Origin of the sequence: Cognatiyoonia koreensis, from assembly GCF_900109295.1 — a bacterium.
Taxonomy (GTDB): domain Bacteria; phylum Pseudomonadota; class Alphaproteobacteria; order Rhodobacterales; family Rhodobacteraceae; genus Cognatiyoonia; species Cognatiyoonia koreensis.
Genome location: NZ_FOIZ01000002.1, coordinates 103,919 through 120,859 on the forward strand (window position 1 = coordinate 103,919; position 16,941 = coordinate 120,859).

The window sequence follows — 16,941 nt, forward strand, 5'->3', positions numbered from 1 at the left end:
AGGTCAGATTCGACGAAAAGGGAACGCTATCACGCGACCATCGAAGCAGCCTTCTTGAGGTCAACGGAAACAAGCTGCGACACACCCTGTTCGCCCATCGTCACCCCAAACAGGCGGTCCATCCGCGACATCGTGACCGCGTGGTGCGTGATAATCAGGAACCGGGTATCAGTCCGACGCGTCATTTCGTCCAGCATATCGCAGAACCGCGTCACGTTCGCATCGTCCAGCGGGGCATCAACTTCGTCCAACACGCAGATTGGTGCAGGATTGGCCAGGAACACCGCAAAGATTAGCGCCAGTGCTGTCAGCGTCTGCTCACCACCCGATAACAGGCTAAGCGTCGACAGCTTCTTACCCGGCGGCTGACACATGATCTCTAATCCAGCCTCAAGCGGATCGTCAGATTCAACCAGAACCAGTTTTGCTTCACCGCCGCCGAAAAGATGCTTGAAAAGAAGTCCGAAGTTTTCGTTCACCTGTTCGAACGCGGTCAGAAGCCTTTCGCGCCCTTCCTTGTTCAGGCTGGCAATCCCTGTACGCAACGCTGCAATCGCCGATTCCAGATCGGCCTTTTCACTGACAAGGGCGTCATGCTCTTCCTGGACCTCTTTGGCGTCTTCTTCCGCACGCAGGTTCACAGCGCCCAGCGCATCACGCTGTCGCTTGTAGGTGTTGACCTGCGCCTCGATTCTTTCCGCGTCAGGCATATCGTCAGGAACCACGCCAAGGCTTTCGAGCAGGTCAGCGGGTGTGACCTCCTGCGCCTCCATGATCCGCTCCGCCGCGGCGGCCACTGTCTCCTTAGCGGCATCGGCACGCGCTTCGGACCGGGCCCGCGCCTCGCGGGCCTCTGACGCAAGCCGTTCCGCGTCGCGTTCGTCGTTGGACGCCTTGCGCAGCTCCGTATCGGCAGCAGCAAACGCATCAGCGGACAGCTTCCGCCGCGCCTCGGCTTCATCGATTGCATCTGCCAGCTCGGCGCGTTTGGCCGCAATTTCTTCGGGTGCCGCTACAGCTTCACTCAACTCGTTTTCAGAAGTTTCCTTGCGCTCGACCAGTTCCGACGTACGTTTGTTCGCGGTTTCAAGACGGTGCTTCCATCCAGAAATTTCTTTCGTGATCTCTTGTGACCGCTTCAGACGCGCTTCGCCCTCGCGACGGACTTCGTCATGGGCAGAACGACGTGACATCATCGTGATCCGCGCCGCTTCGACTGTCATCTTGATGTCTTCAACGGCATTGCGTGCGACATCAATATCGCCAAGCTCAGCGATGGCTTTTTCGGCATCGACCAACGCGCGACGCGCCGTGACCGATTCATCCGTGTGTCGTTTTACTGCAAGGCTCAGTGATTCCAGTTTGCCCTGCGCTAGATTTCGGTCAGCTTCCGCCCTCGAGGCGGCACGATTGGCATCAGCAACCTGCTGGTCTGCCGCGCGACGCGCCAGCCGGGCAGCATGATCGGCCTCTGTTTGTTTGCCCAAAAGGACAGTCAGCGCCTCATGCGCCCTTGCGGCCCCTTCGGCTGTGGCTGCAATTTCTTCCAAATCACGCTTCAATTCGACAAGGCGATTAAGCTGCTGCAGCCGCAACGCCGCTGCCGATGGCGCGTCTTCTGACGCCGCACGGAATCCGTCCCAGCGCCAGACGTCTCCTTCAATCGAAACAAGACGCTGACCCGGCTTCAGGACAGCCTGCAACTGCGCGCCTTCTTCCTGCTTTACAAGACCGACCTGATTCATGCGCCGCTGCAGAACATCGGGCACTTCGACGAACTCGGTCAGCGGCATGACCCCGTCAGGCAGGGCTTGCGCCGTCAGATAGGGCTGGAGCGTGGCCCATCCCGATGCGGCAGACGGGCCGACAGCAGGGGCACGAAGATCATCGGCCAAGGCCGCGCCCAGTGCCTTTTCGTAGCCGGCATCGACCTTCAGAAGATCCAGAACCTGACCGCCCTCTGCGGTATCACGTTCAACCAGACGTGCGAGGGCCGCCACTTCGGCGCGCAGCGCATTGGCCTCCCCTTCCGCTTCGGAACGTTGGGCGCGCGCATCACTCTCGCGGGCCTGTGTTTCAGCACGTGCAGCTTCGGCAGCGACCAGTTCGGCGTCGGCGGCCGTTGCCGCTTTCTTTGCTGCAGCTTCCGCTTCGCCTGCCGCAGTGAAATCTGACTCCGCCTTTTCCAATGCGGCCTGCGCATCGTTCATCGCAGACTTCGCGCGTGCGGCTTCCCCTTCGTTCTTCTCCAAAGTGGTCCGGCTGTCATCAAGCAGGCGTTGTGCCGATTGGTGGCGGGCCGCGAGCCGGGCAACATCTTCGGTCATCTGTGAAAGGTCTGCTTCCCGCTCCTGCAGCACTTGCGCCGCTTCGGCAGCAGCCTGCTTTGCAGTCTCAAGCAGCGCATCATGACCCTCGCCAGCCTTGGCCAGTTCGCCGGCTTCCCATTCCAGACGGGCGATGGTTTCGCCCGCGTCCTTGTTCAAACCGGACTCGCGTTCGATATCACGGGTAAGTTGGTCAATCCGGGCCTGCAAAGTTTCAATGGTCTGCAGCGCGCGGGTTTCCTGATCGGTCAACGTATCGCGCTGCACCTGCAAACGCTGAAGTACGGCCGCTGCGATAGCCTCTTCCTCGCGCAACGGTGGCAAGGCTTCCTCAGCTGTTGCGCGCGCTTTGGCAGCGGCCTGTGCTGCGCTCTCCGCCTGTGCGGCAGACGTCGTGCGTTCACGCAATTGCGCTGCGGCAGCCGCCAGCGCCTCATCAGCTTCTTTCCAGCGCCGGTAAAGCAACATGCCTTCAGCCTTGCGCAGCGCATCTCCGATCTCCCGGTAGCGGGCAGCCTGGCGGGCCTGCCGGGCAAGCTGGTTCAACTGTGACGCAAGCTGTTCAACGACGTCATCGACGCGGGTCAGATTGGTCTCGGCTCCCTTCAACTTCAATTCTGCTTCATGACGACGTTGATAAAGTCCGGATATGCCCGCTGCTTCCTCGAGGATACGGCGGCGGGCTTTCGGCTTTGCGTTGATCAGCTCTGAAATCTGGCCTTGGCGCACAAGCGCCGGTGAATGAGCGCCAGTTGATGCATCCGCAAAAAGCATTTGCACATCGCGCGCACGGACATCCTTCGCCCCGACCTTGTAGGCGGACCCGGCATCGCGCGTGATGCGACGGGTGATTTCAAGCAGGTCACTGTCATTGAAGGTCGCCGGTGCCAGCCGTTCAGTATTGTCGATGACCAGCGAAACTTCGGCGAAATTACGGGCCGGACGTGTCGATGCCCCCGCAAAGATCACGTCCTCCATCCCTCCACCACGCATAGCGGTCGGACGGTTCTCGCCCATCACCCAGCGCAATCCCTCCAAAAGGTTCGACTTGCCACAGCCGTTTGGTCCGACGACACCCGTCAAGCCATCGGCAATGATCAGGTCAGTCGGATCGACAAAGCTCTTGAAGCCATTCAGTCGGAGTCGGGAAAAGCGCAATGCTCTTTTGCCTCAGTTGATTCTGCTCTGCTCGAAGCATCGCAACCCAAAGTGACAAGAGTCAACGCAAGCACACCGGATATGCCCGAATCCGGCGAATTATCCACAAGATATCGCTCTTTTTGGGGCAAACCAGATGTCTTTCTTTGTCGAATCAAACTTCCGCCGGAGGCAACGACAGATTAAATGTGCGCCGCAATCCGCTTCTGCGCAGTCGGATTCAATCTTGCAAGCACGGCGACAAAAGCGCACAACAATGATGTATGGTTCCCCACATGGTGCAAAGCATCGGGGATCAAATGGGAATGTGGACGGGCCGATCCAATCAGGGGGCCTCAAACCACAGCCGCCCCCGCGACTGTACGTGGTGAGTGGACTGCCGATCAAAGTCACTGGGCAACCGGGAAGGCTGGCAGCACATGATGACCCACCAGCCAGGAGACCAGCCATGCACGGGCGCGCAAACCGCGTCCGGCCTTGAATACGGACGGGGTGTTCCGTGAGGGTAAGCCAGACCAGATGTTTGGCCACCTCGCTCGAAGACCCCCTTTGATAATTGAACCGAAGGGGACAGACATGAAACGACTTCTTACCGCCGCAGGCCTGACACTGGCTGCATCACCTGCACTTGCGCACCATCCGTTGAACGGGATGCCGATGGAAACATTCGCCCATGGCGTTCTGTCTGGCGTCGGCCACCCGCTGCTCGGGTTCGACCACCTGTTCTTCGTTCTGGCAATGGGAATTGCAGCATTCTTCACGGCACGACGCTTTATGGCACCTGCCGCCTATATCGGCGCAATGCTGGCAGGCTGTGCGCTGACGACAATCGGATTTGTCCTGCCACTGACCGAAGGCGTGATTGTTGCATCACTGATCGTGCTCGGCGGCATCGTCCTGTCGGGACGTGCCCTGACTGTCGTGCCGGCAATGGCGCTCTTCGCCGGGTTTGGTCTGTTTCATGGTGCTGCTTTCGGTGCCTCGATCGCCGGTCAGGAAGGTGGCGTCGGCGGTGCCGTGATGCTGGGTTACTTCATCGGATTGGCCGCCCTGCAATACGCAATTGCTATCGGAGCAGGCTATGCCGTTGAAAAATTTCTTGGCGCCCGTGACGCAACTGCAATCAATGCCCGTCTTGTTGGTGCCATGGTTGCTGGCGTTGGCGTGTTCCTGGCACTGGAAATCGTCGAAGGCCCGCTTGTGGCAATGATCACGGCCGCGGCTTAGGCGCAACGCCCCACACAAAACGTCGTATGGCGACCCTTTGGGGTCGTCATTCCTTTTTGAAGCTTCATCACAGGTATTGCCTATGCCCGCCAAGATCCCTGCAACCGTCGTCACCGGCTTTCTCGGTGCCGGCAAGACTACCTTGATCCGCCACATGCTACAGAATGCCAAAGGCAAACGGATTGCTCTGATCATCAACGAATTCGGTGATCTTGGCGTCGACGGGGATATTCTGAAAGGCTGCGGCAACGAAACCTGCCGGGAAGAGGACGTCGTCGAACTGTCCAATGGCTGCATCTGTTGCACAGTTGCGGATGATTTCATTCCGACCATGGAAAAGCTGCTCGCCCGCGAAGACAAGCCAGACCATATCGTGATCGAAACCTCCGGTCTTGCATTGCCGCAGCCATTGGTACGGGCATTCAACTGGCCCGGTATTTCTACAAAAGTGACAGTCGATGGGGTCGTGACTGTTGTCGACGGACGTGCCGTTCAAGACGGCCAATTCGCCCATGATGTCGCAGCGGTTGATGCACAGCGTGCTCAGGACGAAAACCTCGATCACGAAACCCCGCTTTCCGAACTGTTTGAAGACCAGATCGCCTGCGCCGATATGATCGTCGTCAACAAAACCGACCTTCTGGAAGCGCCGGAAGCAGACGATCTGACAGAACGACTGAAATCGACATGCCGTCCGGGTGTGCAGGTCGTGAAGACGGCGATGGGCGTTCTGCCGGTCGATGTTCTACTGGGTCAGGGGATCGGCGCAGAGAACAATCTGCAAAGTCGCCACGAAGTCCACCACCATCATCACCACGAAGATGACCATGACGACCATAATCATGAACACGATCACGGTCATGATGAATTCCAAAGCTTCGTTGTCACCCGACCAGAAATCAGCGATGCCAAAGCGTTCGCCGATCAGGTCGCAGACGTCATTCGCTCACATAACATCCTTCGGCTCAAAGGATTCGCTGCCGTTTCCGGCAAACCCATGCGCCTGACATTGCAAGCCGTCGGCCCGCGTGTTGACACCTACTTCGACGGTCCGCTGACAGGACCGCGTGAAACGCGTCTGGTTGTGATCGGTGAAACAGGTCTTGATGCGGAGGCAATCACAAGGGCATTACAGTGATCATCGTCACCCTCACCGACCCGCGCGACCCTCAGGCAACAGCACTTCTCAAGCAAAGCCACGCCTTGATGCAGTCGCTCTTCCCGCCAGAGGACAACTTCTACCTTGATATCGCAGATCTGATCGCTGACGATATCTGGTTTTTCGGCGCGCGCGAGGGTGATCAGATCCTTGGAACCGGTGCGTTGAAGTCCTACGGAACTTACGGCGAAGTCAAATCCATGTTTGTTGCAGATACTGCCCGTGGGCGCGGCATTGCGGGCGCTGTCCTGCGGCAGATCGAGGATCAGGCCAGAGAGCTAAGCCTTCCTGTGCTCAAACTCGAAACCGGGAACGTTCTGCACGCAGCACATCGGCTCTATCGGCGGCACGGTTTCGTTGATTGTGGGCCTTTCGGGCAATACGCGGACGCCAAATCATCGATTTTCATGGAGAAACCGATTTGAGATCAATCGTCTTCATCCCTGCCGCGCATTGGTTTCCCTTTGCGCTCGTCGGTGGCTGTCTTGTTCTTGCCTTCGTTTGGCCGGTCAAGCGGTTTGCCCTGAATGTCTGCAGGCTTCTTGGATTTCGTCATGATGCACCCGTTGTTTGTTGGCTGAAAAACCACTGCACTGCGCAAAAGGTTCCCGTCTGATGCACCTTCTGGCTGCTACGCCCGGCGCGATCACCGACGGTGACGAACCTGTCGACCTAGGGCAGACACCAGCCGATGTTGTCTTTATCTCGGCGGCTGACACAGAACTTGCCGCACTCTCGGCGGCACGCGCGGAAATGACAGCGCCACCAACCTTGCGGCTGGCCAATATGATGCATCTTCAGCATCCGATGTCAGTCGATCTGCACCTCGACGACTGCGCGACCAAGTCCCGACTCGTGATCGCGCGCATTCTTGGTGGTGCGGGCTATTGGAGATACGGGCTGACCCAATACGCGGCGCGGCTTCACGCAGCCGGCATCCCTTTTGCCGCATTGCCCGGCGATGACAAACCCGATGATGAACTGCGCGCCCTCTCCACGATCGATAACGACGCCTATGATCAACTCTGGGCATATCTTGTGGAAGGCGGTCCACAGAATGCGACCAACTTCCTGCACTTTGCAACGGACCTCATCAATGGCACGCATACAGCGCAAGCACCTGCCCCGCTCTTGCGGGCCGGCATTTACTGGCCCGGTGCAGGCATTGCAGACATGGCTGCAGCAAGATCTGAATGGACAGCAGATGCGGCGATCGTTCCGATCATTTTCTATCGTGCGCTTGTGCAAGGCGGCGGACTAAGCCCAATCAACAAGCTGACACGCGCACTTCTGCGCGCGGGGCTGAACCCGATGCCGGTTTTTGTCGCTTCCCTCAAGGACCCGGTAAGCGTTGCAACCTTGCAATCACTCTTCAATCAGGAATCCCCGGATGTCATCCTGAACTGCACCGCTTTCGCGGTTGGCTCCCCACATGACGGGGACGGGCCGGTCGAAAACCCGCTTGTGGTCAACAACGCGCCCGTATTCCAGGTTATTCTTTCCGGAACGTCAGAGGACGCATGGGCGGATAACCCGCAAGGGCTTTCCGCACGCGACATCGCCATGAACGTCGCCCTACCGGAAGTGGACGGGCGCATTCTGTCCCGGGCAATCAGCTTCAAGGGCGAAGCCTTCTTTGACACCGAAACCGAATGCCCGATTGCGACCTATCAGGCGCGAGGCGACCGGATCGACTTTGTGACGCAACTCGCACGAAACTGGGCGTGCCTGCGTCAAACATCAAATCACAAAAAGAATGTCGCGCTTGTTCTGGCCAACTATCCGAACAAGGACGGACGGCTTGCAAACGGTGTTGGGCTGGACACACCAGCTGCGACGATCGAAGTGCTCAAGCTTCTCAAGGCTAACGGATATTCGGTCAGCCCTCCTGACGACAGCAAGGCCCTGATGGATCAGATCCTGTCAGGCCCGACAAACTGGCTGACGGACCGCGCAGAAACCGAAGGCGGGGAAACGCTCACTCTCGCGACTTACAATGCCCACTTCAACGCACTGCCATGGGCACTCAAGCAACAGATCACGGACCGCTGGGGCAATGCGGAAGATGATCCCTTTCTTTGTCCAATCAAACTTCCCCCGGAGGGTCCGCAAGACGAAAAGGGCTTCAAGCTCTCAATTCACAGATACGGCAATGTTATCGTCGGTGTGCAACCAGCGCGGGGGTACAATATCGACCCCACCGAAACGTACCACGCTCCCGACCTTGTTCCACCGCACAACTACCTCGCATTCTATTTCTGGATACGTCACCATTGGGATGCAAATGCCATCGTGCACATGGGAAAGCACGGCAATCTCGAATGGCTGCCAGGCAAGGCCGTAGCGCTTTCAGATGAATGCTGGCCCGAAGCGATCCTTGGGCCCGTACCACATGCCTATCCTTTCATCGTCAATGACCCCGGCGAGGGCACACAGGCAAAACGGCGCACGTCTGCTGTCATTATCGACCATCTGACACCGCCACTCACGCGGGCGGAAAACTACGGACCGTTGCGCGACCTCGAAGCACTCGTCGACGAATACTACGAAGCCGCAGGAGTCGATCCGCGCCGGGTCAAACACCTCAGGCGGGAAATCATGTCTCTTGCCGAGGTCAGCGGCCTGTCCAAGGATGCAAGATTTACCGGTGAAGAAGATACAGACCTCGCAAAGCTTGATGCATACCTGTGTGAACTCAAGGAAGCGCAAATTCGCGACGGGCTGCACATCTTCAGCCAATCGCCTACAGATGAACTCGAAATAAATCTCGCAATCGCTTTGGCGCGCGTCCCGCGCGGCGATGGAAAGGGCCGGAATGCATCGCTCTTGCGCGCCCTTGCTCAGGACCTGGGGATCAGCAGCGACCCACTTGATTGCGACTTGGCCGCGCCCGCGACAGAAAAACCGGAAGAATTGGCCGACGGCAGTATCTGGCGCACACAAGGTGACACCGTCGAGCGGCTCGAAATATTAAGCCAAAGACTAGTACGGGACGGCGGGAGGGGCGTCGGCGCATGCCGCGCGTCTCCCCCCGTACTTGCAGAAATCCAAGAAACGATCCTTCCGGCAATCCGCGCATGTGGCCCGAAAGAAGGCGCGGGTCTCCTCACCGCCCTCGCAGGGCAATTCGTCAACCCGGGTCCATCCGGTGCACCCACGCGGGGGCGCCTTGACACACTCCCGACTGGAAGGAACTTCTATTCTGTCGACAGCCGGGCCGTCCCGACCCCGACGGCTTGGGCGCTGGGATGGAAATCCGCAAACCTTCTGATCGAAAAGCACCTGCAGGATCAGGGCGACTGGCCGCGCAGCATGTTACTAACGGCATGGGGCACGGCGAACATGCGTACAGGCGGCGACGACATCGCACAGGCATTGGCCCTGATGGGCGTGAAACCACAGTGGGACAGCGCCAACCGGCGCGTGACGGGATTTGAGATTTTGCCGCAGTCCGTTCTTGGTCGTCCGCGCGTCGACGTGACCTTGCGCATTTCAGGTTTCTTCCGCGATGCGTTCCCGCAGTTGATTGCTCTCGTCGATTCAGCCGCGCAAGCCGTTCAGCAGCTCGACGAACCGTCCGAACTCAACCCCGCTGCCGCGCGCGCCAGAAGCGGAGAAGATACAGCACGCATCTTCGGATCCAAACCCGGTGCCTACGGCGCAGGTCTGCAAGCATTGATTGACGAACGGATCTGGTCGGATCGATCAGACTTCGCCGAAGCCTACCTTGAATGGGGCTCTTACGCCTATGGGGCCAAACAGGAAGGACGCAGAGCGAGAGAAGCCTTTACGCAACGGCTCTCGCAAACCGAGGCAATCGTGCAAAATCAGGATAATCGCGAACACGACGTCCTTGATTCCGATGATTATTACCAGTTCGAAGGCGGAGCAGCCGCAGCAGTATCAACGATCCAGGGGCAAGATCGCCCCATCTATCATAACGATCATTCAAGACCGGAGCGCCCATTGATCCGCACACTTGATGACGAAATCGGACGCGTTGTGCGTAGCCGCGCTGTGAACCCGAAATGGATCGCTGGCGTCAAGCGGCACGGCTACAAGGGGGCGTTCGAAATCGCGGCAACTGTCGATTATCTCTTCGCTTTTGCGGCAACGACTGGTGCTGTGCAAAACCACCACTTCGATTTGTGCGAAGAAGCGTTCATCGCGGACGATGACACGCGCACATTCATCGCGGAACATAACGCACCGGCACTCAGGGAGATTGCGCAAAGGCTACAGGAAGCAATTGATCGCAATCTCTGGCAACCGAAATCGAATTCGGCACGTGCGCGTATCGCGGGGCTGCTTTAGATACCTGCAGCCACTGCTGCCACACCAAAATAAGTGAAAAAACACACCAATGCGAAATATTTCATAGCCCTGCCCCACGTTTCTTGGTTCTCCGATAGCGCCAATGCGAATCCGCGCATATGGGAAAAAACCTGACCTTTTCACCGAACTGACCTAGAGTTGCCAAATCACAACGCCCGGAGAACCAGATGAGCGACGACACAGACCGCCACGCGATGAAAATGGCCAAGAAAAAGGCTGCGCGTGACAAGATCATGGCAACCAAGACCGACAAGAAAGGTCTTGTGATCGTCCATACCGGCAAGGGCAAAGGCAAGTCTTCTGCCGCTTTCGGCATGATCTTCCGTTGCATCGCGCACGATATGAAATGTGCGGTCGTGCAATTCATCAAAGGCGGGATGAGCACAGGTGAACGCGATCTGATTCTATCGAAATTCACCGATATCTGCGCATTTCACACCATGGGCGAAGGGTTCACATGGGAAACACAGGACAAATCCCGCGATACCGAGATGGCACAGGCAGCCTGGGCCAAGGCGAAAGAGTTGATCCTCGACGAAACGAACCACATGGTTTTGCTGGACGAAATCAATATCGCGATCCGATACGACTACGTGTCAGCGGCCGAAGTCGTCGAATTCCTGCGAAACCACAAGCCGGCGATGACCCACGTGGTTCTAACCGGCCGTAATGCTCATGAAGATATCATCGAACTTGCTGACCTCGTCACCGAAATGGAACTGGTCAAACATCCGTTCCGGTCAGGAATCAAAGCGCAGATCGGCGTGGAATTCTAGGCAGAACAGTGCCGGACCCGACCGCACACAGAAAAATGCGTTAATTGCCGGTGGGTTGGAAACAATGGGCACCCTTTTCGTAATCCGTCCACGCATAAGCGACGCCTGCTCTGGCCAGCCGCACAAAAGTTCTGATATCGCCATAAGAAGGACGTAATCTCACTTGGACGACACGCATGTTCGACGGCACGAATATCAATAAACTGATCTCGCTGAATGTCGAAGGCGCGCGCCATCTGGATCGCATTCTGCCGTTCCTGATCCGCGAAAACCCCACAATGATCGCACTCCTCGAAGCGCCTGATTTTCTTGCGTATACACTTTCTGATCTTGGCTATCACACCAGTTTCGCGCCGATGATGATCCGCACGCAGGAAGGCCAAGTTTTCCAAGAGGGCGTTCTTGTCGCAACGCGGCAGCGGCATATTTCGCATCCGCATTACTATTATCGTGCAAATCCCGATATCGTTCCCTTCGTCAAAGACGACAAGCGAAACTCTATCTCTCATGTCGCGCTGCATGTCGAAATCGGTGACATCAACCTCGTGGCGACCCATTTCACCTGGAACAAGTCCGGCGAAACCGCCGATATCCACCAGAAGAACGATATGCTCAAACTGCTCGCGCACCTGAAAGAGTTGCCGCCCCATATCCTCTGCGGCGATATGAATATCCCGCGTCAGGAAAATGAGCTGTATGACCTATTATGCGAGCACTACACAGACACAGTGCCGGGGACGTATCACACAAGTCTTGATCGCGACCTACATCGGGCTGGCGATGATCCTGAGCTTTCCAAGCTTTTTGACAGGTTCATGGTGGATTATGTGTTTACACAGGATCAATACGCCGCGTCTGACGTCAGGCTAGAGTTCGGCGTCAGCGACCATGCCGCAGTCGTGGCGAACGTAACCGCCTGAGGGCCCAAGACAGCGCTCAATTCGCGCATCTGGGAATGGCTGCACATACCGGCGTGAGGCTGTCCGCCCAAGTTCGACATTGAACGCCATTCACCAAATGCGTATCCCCCAGCACCATGAGTTCCGGATCGTCAGCCATCATTCACCTCGATCCCGCTGCAAAAGTTGCAGAGGGTGGAGAGCGTACGGTCTATGTGCATCCACACAACCAACACCTTCTCATCAAAGTCCTTAAGCCGCGACACACCGACGAATTCAATCGCTGGACCTTCGGCCATCTGACACAGCGATATTTTCCAAAGACCCGCTATCGCTCGACTGTGAAGCAGTATGACGAATACCAGCGCCTGATGTTTGCCCATATGGACGAGACCGGTTTCGTACCGCCGATCACGCATCTTTACGGCTTTACGGCAACCAATTTGGGGATGGGCGGTATCACGGAACGCGTCACCGACGGGGCTGGCAACAACGCGCCAACGCTCGAGCAGATGGTAAAGCACGGAACGTTCGGCGCAGATGATCTTGACCGCCTGAACGGGTTCGTCGCGCATCTTTACGAAGTTTCCATCTGTGGCGCAGACTTTGGGCCGGCCAATTTCGTCTACGGGCATCGTCATCTCGGCACACATGGTCAGATGACCGACAAACAGTGGGTCTTGGTCGACGGCTTTGGCGACCGATTTGCCATCACGATCCGCTCGATATCGGAAAAAGTGCGGCGTCTCGGCATGGACGACTGTTTCAAACGATCAAAGAAGGTGGCCGGCCTGCGCTGGAACCCAGCGAAACGGCAATATCAGCTGACGTCGTAGTATTCCCGATACCAATCTACAAATGCCGCCACGCCAGTGCGCACATCTGTTTTTGGCTGGTACCCGGTCAGAGTCTTCAACAAGGACGTATCGGCCCAGGTCGCTGGAACGTCACCGGGTTGCATGTCCATGAAGTTCTTCGTTGCCACACGTCCCGTCGCCTCTTCGATTGCCGCGATGTAGTCGCCGAGCGCAACAGGTGAAGCATTACCGATATTAACGACCCGGAAAGGTGCGACTGGTGACAAACTGTCACCATCGGGCACCCTGTCCAGCCTTTGTGGTACGGTGTCGATCAGCAACCGGATTCCCTCTACAAGGTCAGCGACATAGGTGAAATCGCGCTGCATCTGTCCATGGTTGTAAACATCGATCGGATCGCCATTCAGGATCGCTTTGGTAAATTTGAAAAGCGCCATATCAGGACGGCCCCACGGTCCGTAGACCGTAAAAAAACGGAACATCGTCACAGGCAGATCGTAAAGATGGGCATAAGAATGCGCCATCGCTTCGTTTGCCTTCTTCGTCGCAGCATAGAACGACATCTGGCTATCGGCCTTATCCGTTTCGGCATAGGGCATCTTGGTGTTCGCCCCGTAGACCGAAGATGTCGACGCCATCAGAAGGTGGTCGACTGCCTGCTGTTTCGCTGCCTCGATAATGTTGAACGTGCCGACAAGGTTCGCGGTCACATAGTCTCGCGGCGCGTCCAACGAATGGCGCACACCCGCCTGCCCGGCGAGATGGACAATGATCTCAGGCTGCTCGCGCGACACGAGATCACTGACGAAATCCATATCTTCAACGGCCCCGATATGCGCGGAAAAACCGGCATTCTGAAGCAGCATGGCGTGTCGCCGCTCTTTCAGCTGCACGTCATAATAGTCCGTCATCGCATCAAGGCCGACAACACGAAACCCATGCTGCAGCAAAAGCGTCGAGAGCCAGTATCCGATAAAGCCCGCTGATCCGGTCACGAGGACCGTGCGTTTTTCTGACATGTCTTCCCCCGATGGATTGAACATCCCACTGATGCCAGCGATAGTTCCAAAACACCACCAGCAGAGGATGGGTTTCATGCCAAAACATCGCGTCTTGACCGAATTTGGGATGGGCACGTCGCTGCGCCGTCAAGACTACACCGAGGCCGCACGGCGGGCACTACAAGATGCACTATGGCACAACTCGATCAACATGGCAGAGCTTTTCGGATTTGAAAAAGAGACCATGATCATTGACGTCGAAATCGGTGTACAACAGCCCGACAAAGTCGATACCGAAAGCCTGAAAGACATTTTTCCATATGGGCAGCCTGCGATCCGCGCTGTTTCCGGCGGTCTCGATATTCCACGACCCGATGGCAACGGCAAACCGACCGTGATTGCCAACGTCGCGCTATCCGTGTCATTCATGATGGAACCGGTGTGATGGCAGACCATCGTATCATCATCGAAATGGGCATGGGCAATGACCTGCACGGGCAGGACTATACCAAGGCCGCCGCCCGCGCGATCGAAGATGCCATTCGCCATTCCACGCTGCCGATATTCGAGAGCACCGGTCTGGACCATGCAATCATGCAGGTGGCGGTCACCGTCGGCGTGCAGGATCCTGAGAGGGTCGATGCAGAATACCTTACAAGCCTTCTTCCGCGCGGCAAGGCGACCGTGACGGTCACCAAGGGCGGACTGAATGTAAACAATCCGGAAACCGGTGAAACCGCTGTCATCGCCACGGCGGCAGTCGAAGCGTTCCTGCCTGATCAAACAGGCAAGTGGCGGCTTGCGTGAAGCTGACCCAACCCCATCGCGACGCGCTCGCCGACATTCTGCAATGGCGGCGTGATGTGCGTCATTTCCGCCCCGATCAACTCCCAGACAGGATTCGGGACACGCTGCAGAAATCTATGGACTTCGCACCTTCAGTTGGAAACGCACGGCCATGGCGCGTAATCGAGGTTGCAAGCCAAAACGCTCGCAAAGCAATCATCGCCAATTTCGAGAGCGCGAATGCCGATGCAGCGGACATTTACACACCAGACCGCCGGGAAAATTACGTCGCGCTGAAACTCGCCGGGCTGCAAGAGGCACCTCTTCAACTCGCGGTCTTCACGGATCTTGCGGTTGAGGCGGGCCATGGACTTGGGCGCCAGTCAATGCCTGAAATGCTGCAATATTCGACGGTCACAGCGATCCATACGCTCTGGTTAACCGCGCGCGCTGAAAACATAGGCGTCGGCTGGGTGTCGATCCTCGATCCTGCAGTAGTCTGTGACGTACTTGCGGTGCCGGATACGTGGATGCTGACCGGATATCTTTGTATCGGATACGCCGCAGAGGAGGACGACACGCCTCTTCTTGATCGCAACGGCTGGCAGGCCAATAGCGCGACACGTTGGGAAAGACGCTAAGCTCCGTCTTTCTTTGTCCAATCAAACTTCCGCCGGAGGCACGCCATTTTCGACAGGAAATGTCGTTCAACCTGAAACCGACGCTGCGCGGACCCCACTCAGCGTCTGCCCCGTCGACAGGGCGTCTGGATCGATCCGACACTCAATAATCGCAACAGTGCCTGCGGCTTGGGCGGCCTTGAAAGCCGCGGGAAAATCTTCGGATTTTTCCACCAAGGCACCAAAGCCACCATACGCTCTTGCAAGTGCCGGGTAGTCGGGGTTGGCAAGTTCCGTGCCCGAAACGCGCCCGGGGTAGGTTTTTTCCTGATGCATCCGAATGGTCCCATAACGCCCGTTGTTCATCACGATCACGATGGGTTTGGCGCCGTGCTGGATGGCGGTGGACATTTCATTGATGGTCATCTGGATGCAGCCGTCCCCTGCAAGGCAGACGACTTGGCGGTCAGGGTGTTCGAGGGACGCTGCGATGGCAGCGGGAAAGCCATAGCCCATTGAGCCGGACGTCGGGGCCAGCTGCGTGCCGTATTGCTTGTAGACGAAATAACGATGCAGCCACGCGGCATAGTTGCCCGCACCGTTGGTAAGAATGGCGTTATCGGGGAGGTTGTCGGAAAGCCATTTGATGATGACTTCCTGTTTGCAGGCACCCGGACTCGTTTGCGGCGTGATCCATGCCTCATAATCGGCGCGCGCTGAGGCAGTCCAATCGCCATAATCACCGGCAAAGCCGCCGATGGCGGCCAGATGACCGATCGCCTGATCGGCGCGACTGCACCACCCATGATCTGGCCCATAAACGCGTCCGATTTCATTCGCGTCTGCATGGACATGCAGGATGGTTTTGCCCGGTCTTGCTGGGTCAACAAGCGAATAACCTTGCGTGACGATATCCCCGAACCGGGTTCCCAACAACAACAGGCAATCTGTTTCCCTGACGCGGGCGGCAAGCTTGGGATTGATGCCGACATTCAGATCACCAGCAAAGTTCGGATGGCGGTTGTCCATATAGTCCTGCCTGCGGAACGCGGTCACGACAGGCAAATTCATCTGCTCTGCAAATCTTGCCAGGTCTCTTGCAGCCCTGTCACACCAATGCGTTCCTCCCACGACAATCAAAGGGCGCTTTGCCCTTTGAAGTTTCGCAACCAGTGTCTCTGCACTTTCAATTGTGCTGGCATGATCGTGCCCGGGATCACCCGTAAAATCCGGAACATCCGCTTGCCCGCTGAGCATATTCTCCGGCAGCGCAAGCACCACAGGCCCGGGCCGTCCCGACATTGCCATACGAAACGCCCGCGCGATGTATTCAGGCAAACGCTCGGTCGTGTCCACTTGTGCGACCCATTTGGCGAGGCCGCCGAACATCTGTTTGTAATCAACTTCTTGAAACGTCTCGCGGTCCGTCTGCCGGTTATCGATCTGCCCCACGAACAGCACCATCGGGGTACTATCCTGCATCGCCACATGGATACCGGCAGAGGCATTGCACGCCCCCGGCCCACGTGTAACGAAACAAACGCCGGGTTGACCCGTCATCTTGCCATAGGCCTCGGCCATCATCGCGGCACCGCCTTCGTGACGGCAGACGATGTTTGGAATGCCACTGTCATAGAGCCCGTCGAGCGCGGCAAGAAAGCTTTCTCCCGGGACCGAAAAGACGCGGCGCACACCCAATTTGACCAACTGATCGCTCAGGATTTTCCCGCCATGCCGCATCATCATCCAACCTTTCGCATTTGCGCACACCTTGCCCGCGCCTGCTGACGTAGACAAGCCAGCCTGTCGTTTTATGTAACGATCCAACCCAGCGA

The 16,941-nt window shown here is 57.2% G+C and carries 14 protein-coding genes and 1 riboswitch; of the genes, 10 read left to right on the top strand and 4 right to left on the bottom strand.

Annotation, left to right across the window (positions count from 1 at the left end):
- Positions 1 to 29: 29 nt before the first annotated feature.
- Positions 30 to 3,485: a chromosome segregation protein SMC gene (gene smc, locus BMY44_RS12230; RefSeq protein WP_089995200.1), complete on the bottom strand. Its 3,456-nt coding sequence runs from the start codon at positions 3,483 to 3,485 to the stop codon at positions 30 to 32.
- Positions 3,486 to 3,732: 247 nt separating this feature from the next.
- Positions 3,733 to 3,950: riboswitch (cobalamin riboswitch) on the top strand.
- 111 nt (positions 3,951 to 4,061) lie between these two features.
- On the opposite strand from smc, the gene BMY44_RS12235 reads away from it, so the two are divergent.
- The 3 genes from BMY44_RS12235 to BMY44_RS12245 all read left to right on the top strand — a co-directional run bounded on the left by BMY44_RS12235 (position 4,062) and on the right by BMY44_RS12245 (position 6,296).
- The gene (locus tag BMY44_RS12235; protein WP_089995203.1) at positions 4,062 to 4,712 is read left to right on the top strand and encodes a HupE/UreJ family protein; all 651 of its coding nucleotides are present in this window, start codon (positions 4,062 to 4,064) and stop codon (positions 4,710 to 4,712) included.
- Between the two features lie 82 nt (positions 4,713 to 4,794).
- The gene (gene cobW / locus BMY44_RS12240) at positions 4,795 to 5,850 is read left to right on the top strand and encodes a cobalamin biosynthesis protein CobW (RefSeq protein WP_089995206.1); all 1,056 of its coding nucleotides are present in this window, start codon (positions 4,795 to 4,797) and stop codon (positions 5,848 to 5,850) included.
- Positions 5,847 to 6,296, top strand: coding sequence for a GNAT family N-acetyltransferase (locus BMY44_RS12245; RefSeq protein ID WP_089995209.1), 450 nt, complete (start codon positions 5,847 to 5,849; stop codon positions 6,294 to 6,296). Before cobW ends, BMY44_RS12245 begins: the two co-directional genes overlap by 4 nt.
- A gap of 2 nt (positions 6,297 to 6,298) precedes the next feature.
- Here the strand turns inward: BMY44_RS12245 and BMY44_RS18475 are convergent, their stop codons facing one another.
- Entirely contained in the window at positions 6,299 to 6,427 is a 129-nt protein-coding gene (locus tag BMY44_RS18475) for a hypothetical protein (protein ID WP_278246576.1), read from the bottom strand.
- Between the two features lie 59 nt (positions 6,428 to 6,486).
- Between BMY44_RS18475 and cobN the strand changes: the two genes are divergently transcribed.
- The 4 genes from cobN (at position 6,487) to BMY44_RS12265 (ending at position 12,717) form a co-directional block, all read left to right on the top strand.
- On the top strand, positions 6,487 to 10,185 hold the full coding sequence (cobN, locus tag BMY44_RS12250) for a cobaltochelatase subunit CobN (RefSeq protein WP_089995212.1): 3,699 nt from the start codon (positions 6,487 to 6,489) through the stop codon (positions 10,183 to 10,185).
- 188 nt (positions 10,186 to 10,373) lie between these two features.
- The gene (gene cobO / locus BMY44_RS12255; RefSeq protein WP_089995215.1) at positions 10,374 to 10,982 is read left to right on the top strand and encodes a cob(I)yrinic acid a,c-diamide adenosyltransferase; all 609 of its coding nucleotides are present in this window, start codon (positions 10,374 to 10,376) and stop codon (positions 10,980 to 10,982) included.
- 176 nt (positions 10,983 to 11,158) lie between these two features.
- Positions 11,159 to 11,902 (top strand): endonuclease/exonuclease/phosphatase family protein, encoded by a 744-nt coding sequence (locus BMY44_RS12260; protein WP_089995218.1) that lies wholly within the window; start codon positions 11,159 to 11,161, stop codon positions 11,900 to 11,902.
- Positions 11,903 to 12,018: 116 nt separating this feature from the next.
- Complete coding sequence (locus BMY44_RS12265; RefSeq protein WP_089995221.1) at positions 12,019 to 12,717, top strand: YrbL family protein; 699 nt, start codon at positions 12,019 to 12,021, stop codon at positions 12,715 to 12,717.
- Here BMY44_RS12265 and BMY44_RS12270 read toward each other — a convergent pair.
- Entirely contained in the window at positions 12,702 to 13,718 is a 1,017-nt protein-coding gene (locus BMY44_RS12270; protein ID WP_089997144.1) for an NAD-dependent epimerase/dehydratase family protein, read from the bottom strand. The genes BMY44_RS12265 and BMY44_RS12270 overlap by 16 nt on opposite strands.
- Positions 13,719 to 13,794: 76 nt before the next feature.
- On the opposite strand from BMY44_RS12270, the gene BMY44_RS12275 reads away from it, so the two are divergent.
- From BMY44_RS12275 to bluB, 3 genes are read left to right on the top strand one after another with little or no spacing between them, the layout of a single operon-like run.
- Complete coding sequence (locus BMY44_RS12275; protein WP_089997145.1) at positions 13,795 to 14,145, top strand: Lin0512 family protein; 351 nt, start codon at positions 13,795 to 13,797, stop codon at positions 14,143 to 14,145.
- Positions 14,145 to 14,507 (top strand): Lin0512 family protein, encoded by a 363-nt coding sequence (locus tag BMY44_RS12280; RefSeq protein ID WP_089995224.1) that lies wholly within the window; start codon positions 14,145 to 14,147, stop codon positions 14,505 to 14,507. The genes BMY44_RS12275 and BMY44_RS12280 overlap by 1 nt, the downstream gene beginning before the upstream one ends.
- On the top strand, positions 14,504 to 15,127 hold the full coding sequence (gene bluB, locus BMY44_RS12285) for a 5,6-dimethylbenzimidazole synthase (RefSeq protein ID WP_089995227.1): 624 nt from the start codon (positions 14,504 to 14,506) through the stop codon (positions 15,125 to 15,127). Before BMY44_RS12280 ends, bluB begins: the two co-directional genes overlap by 4 nt.
- Before the next feature lie 66 nt (positions 15,128 to 15,193).
- Here bluB and BMY44_RS12290 read toward each other — a convergent pair whose 3' ends face one another.
- Positions 15,194 to 16,849 carry a thiamine pyrophosphate-binding protein gene (locus tag BMY44_RS12290; protein ID WP_423219758.1) on the bottom strand — a complete coding sequence of 552 codons (1,656 nt, stop codon included), beginning with the start codon at positions 16,847 to 16,849 and terminating at the stop codon, positions 15,194 to 15,196.
- Positions 16,850 to 16,941: the final 92 nt, after the last annotated feature.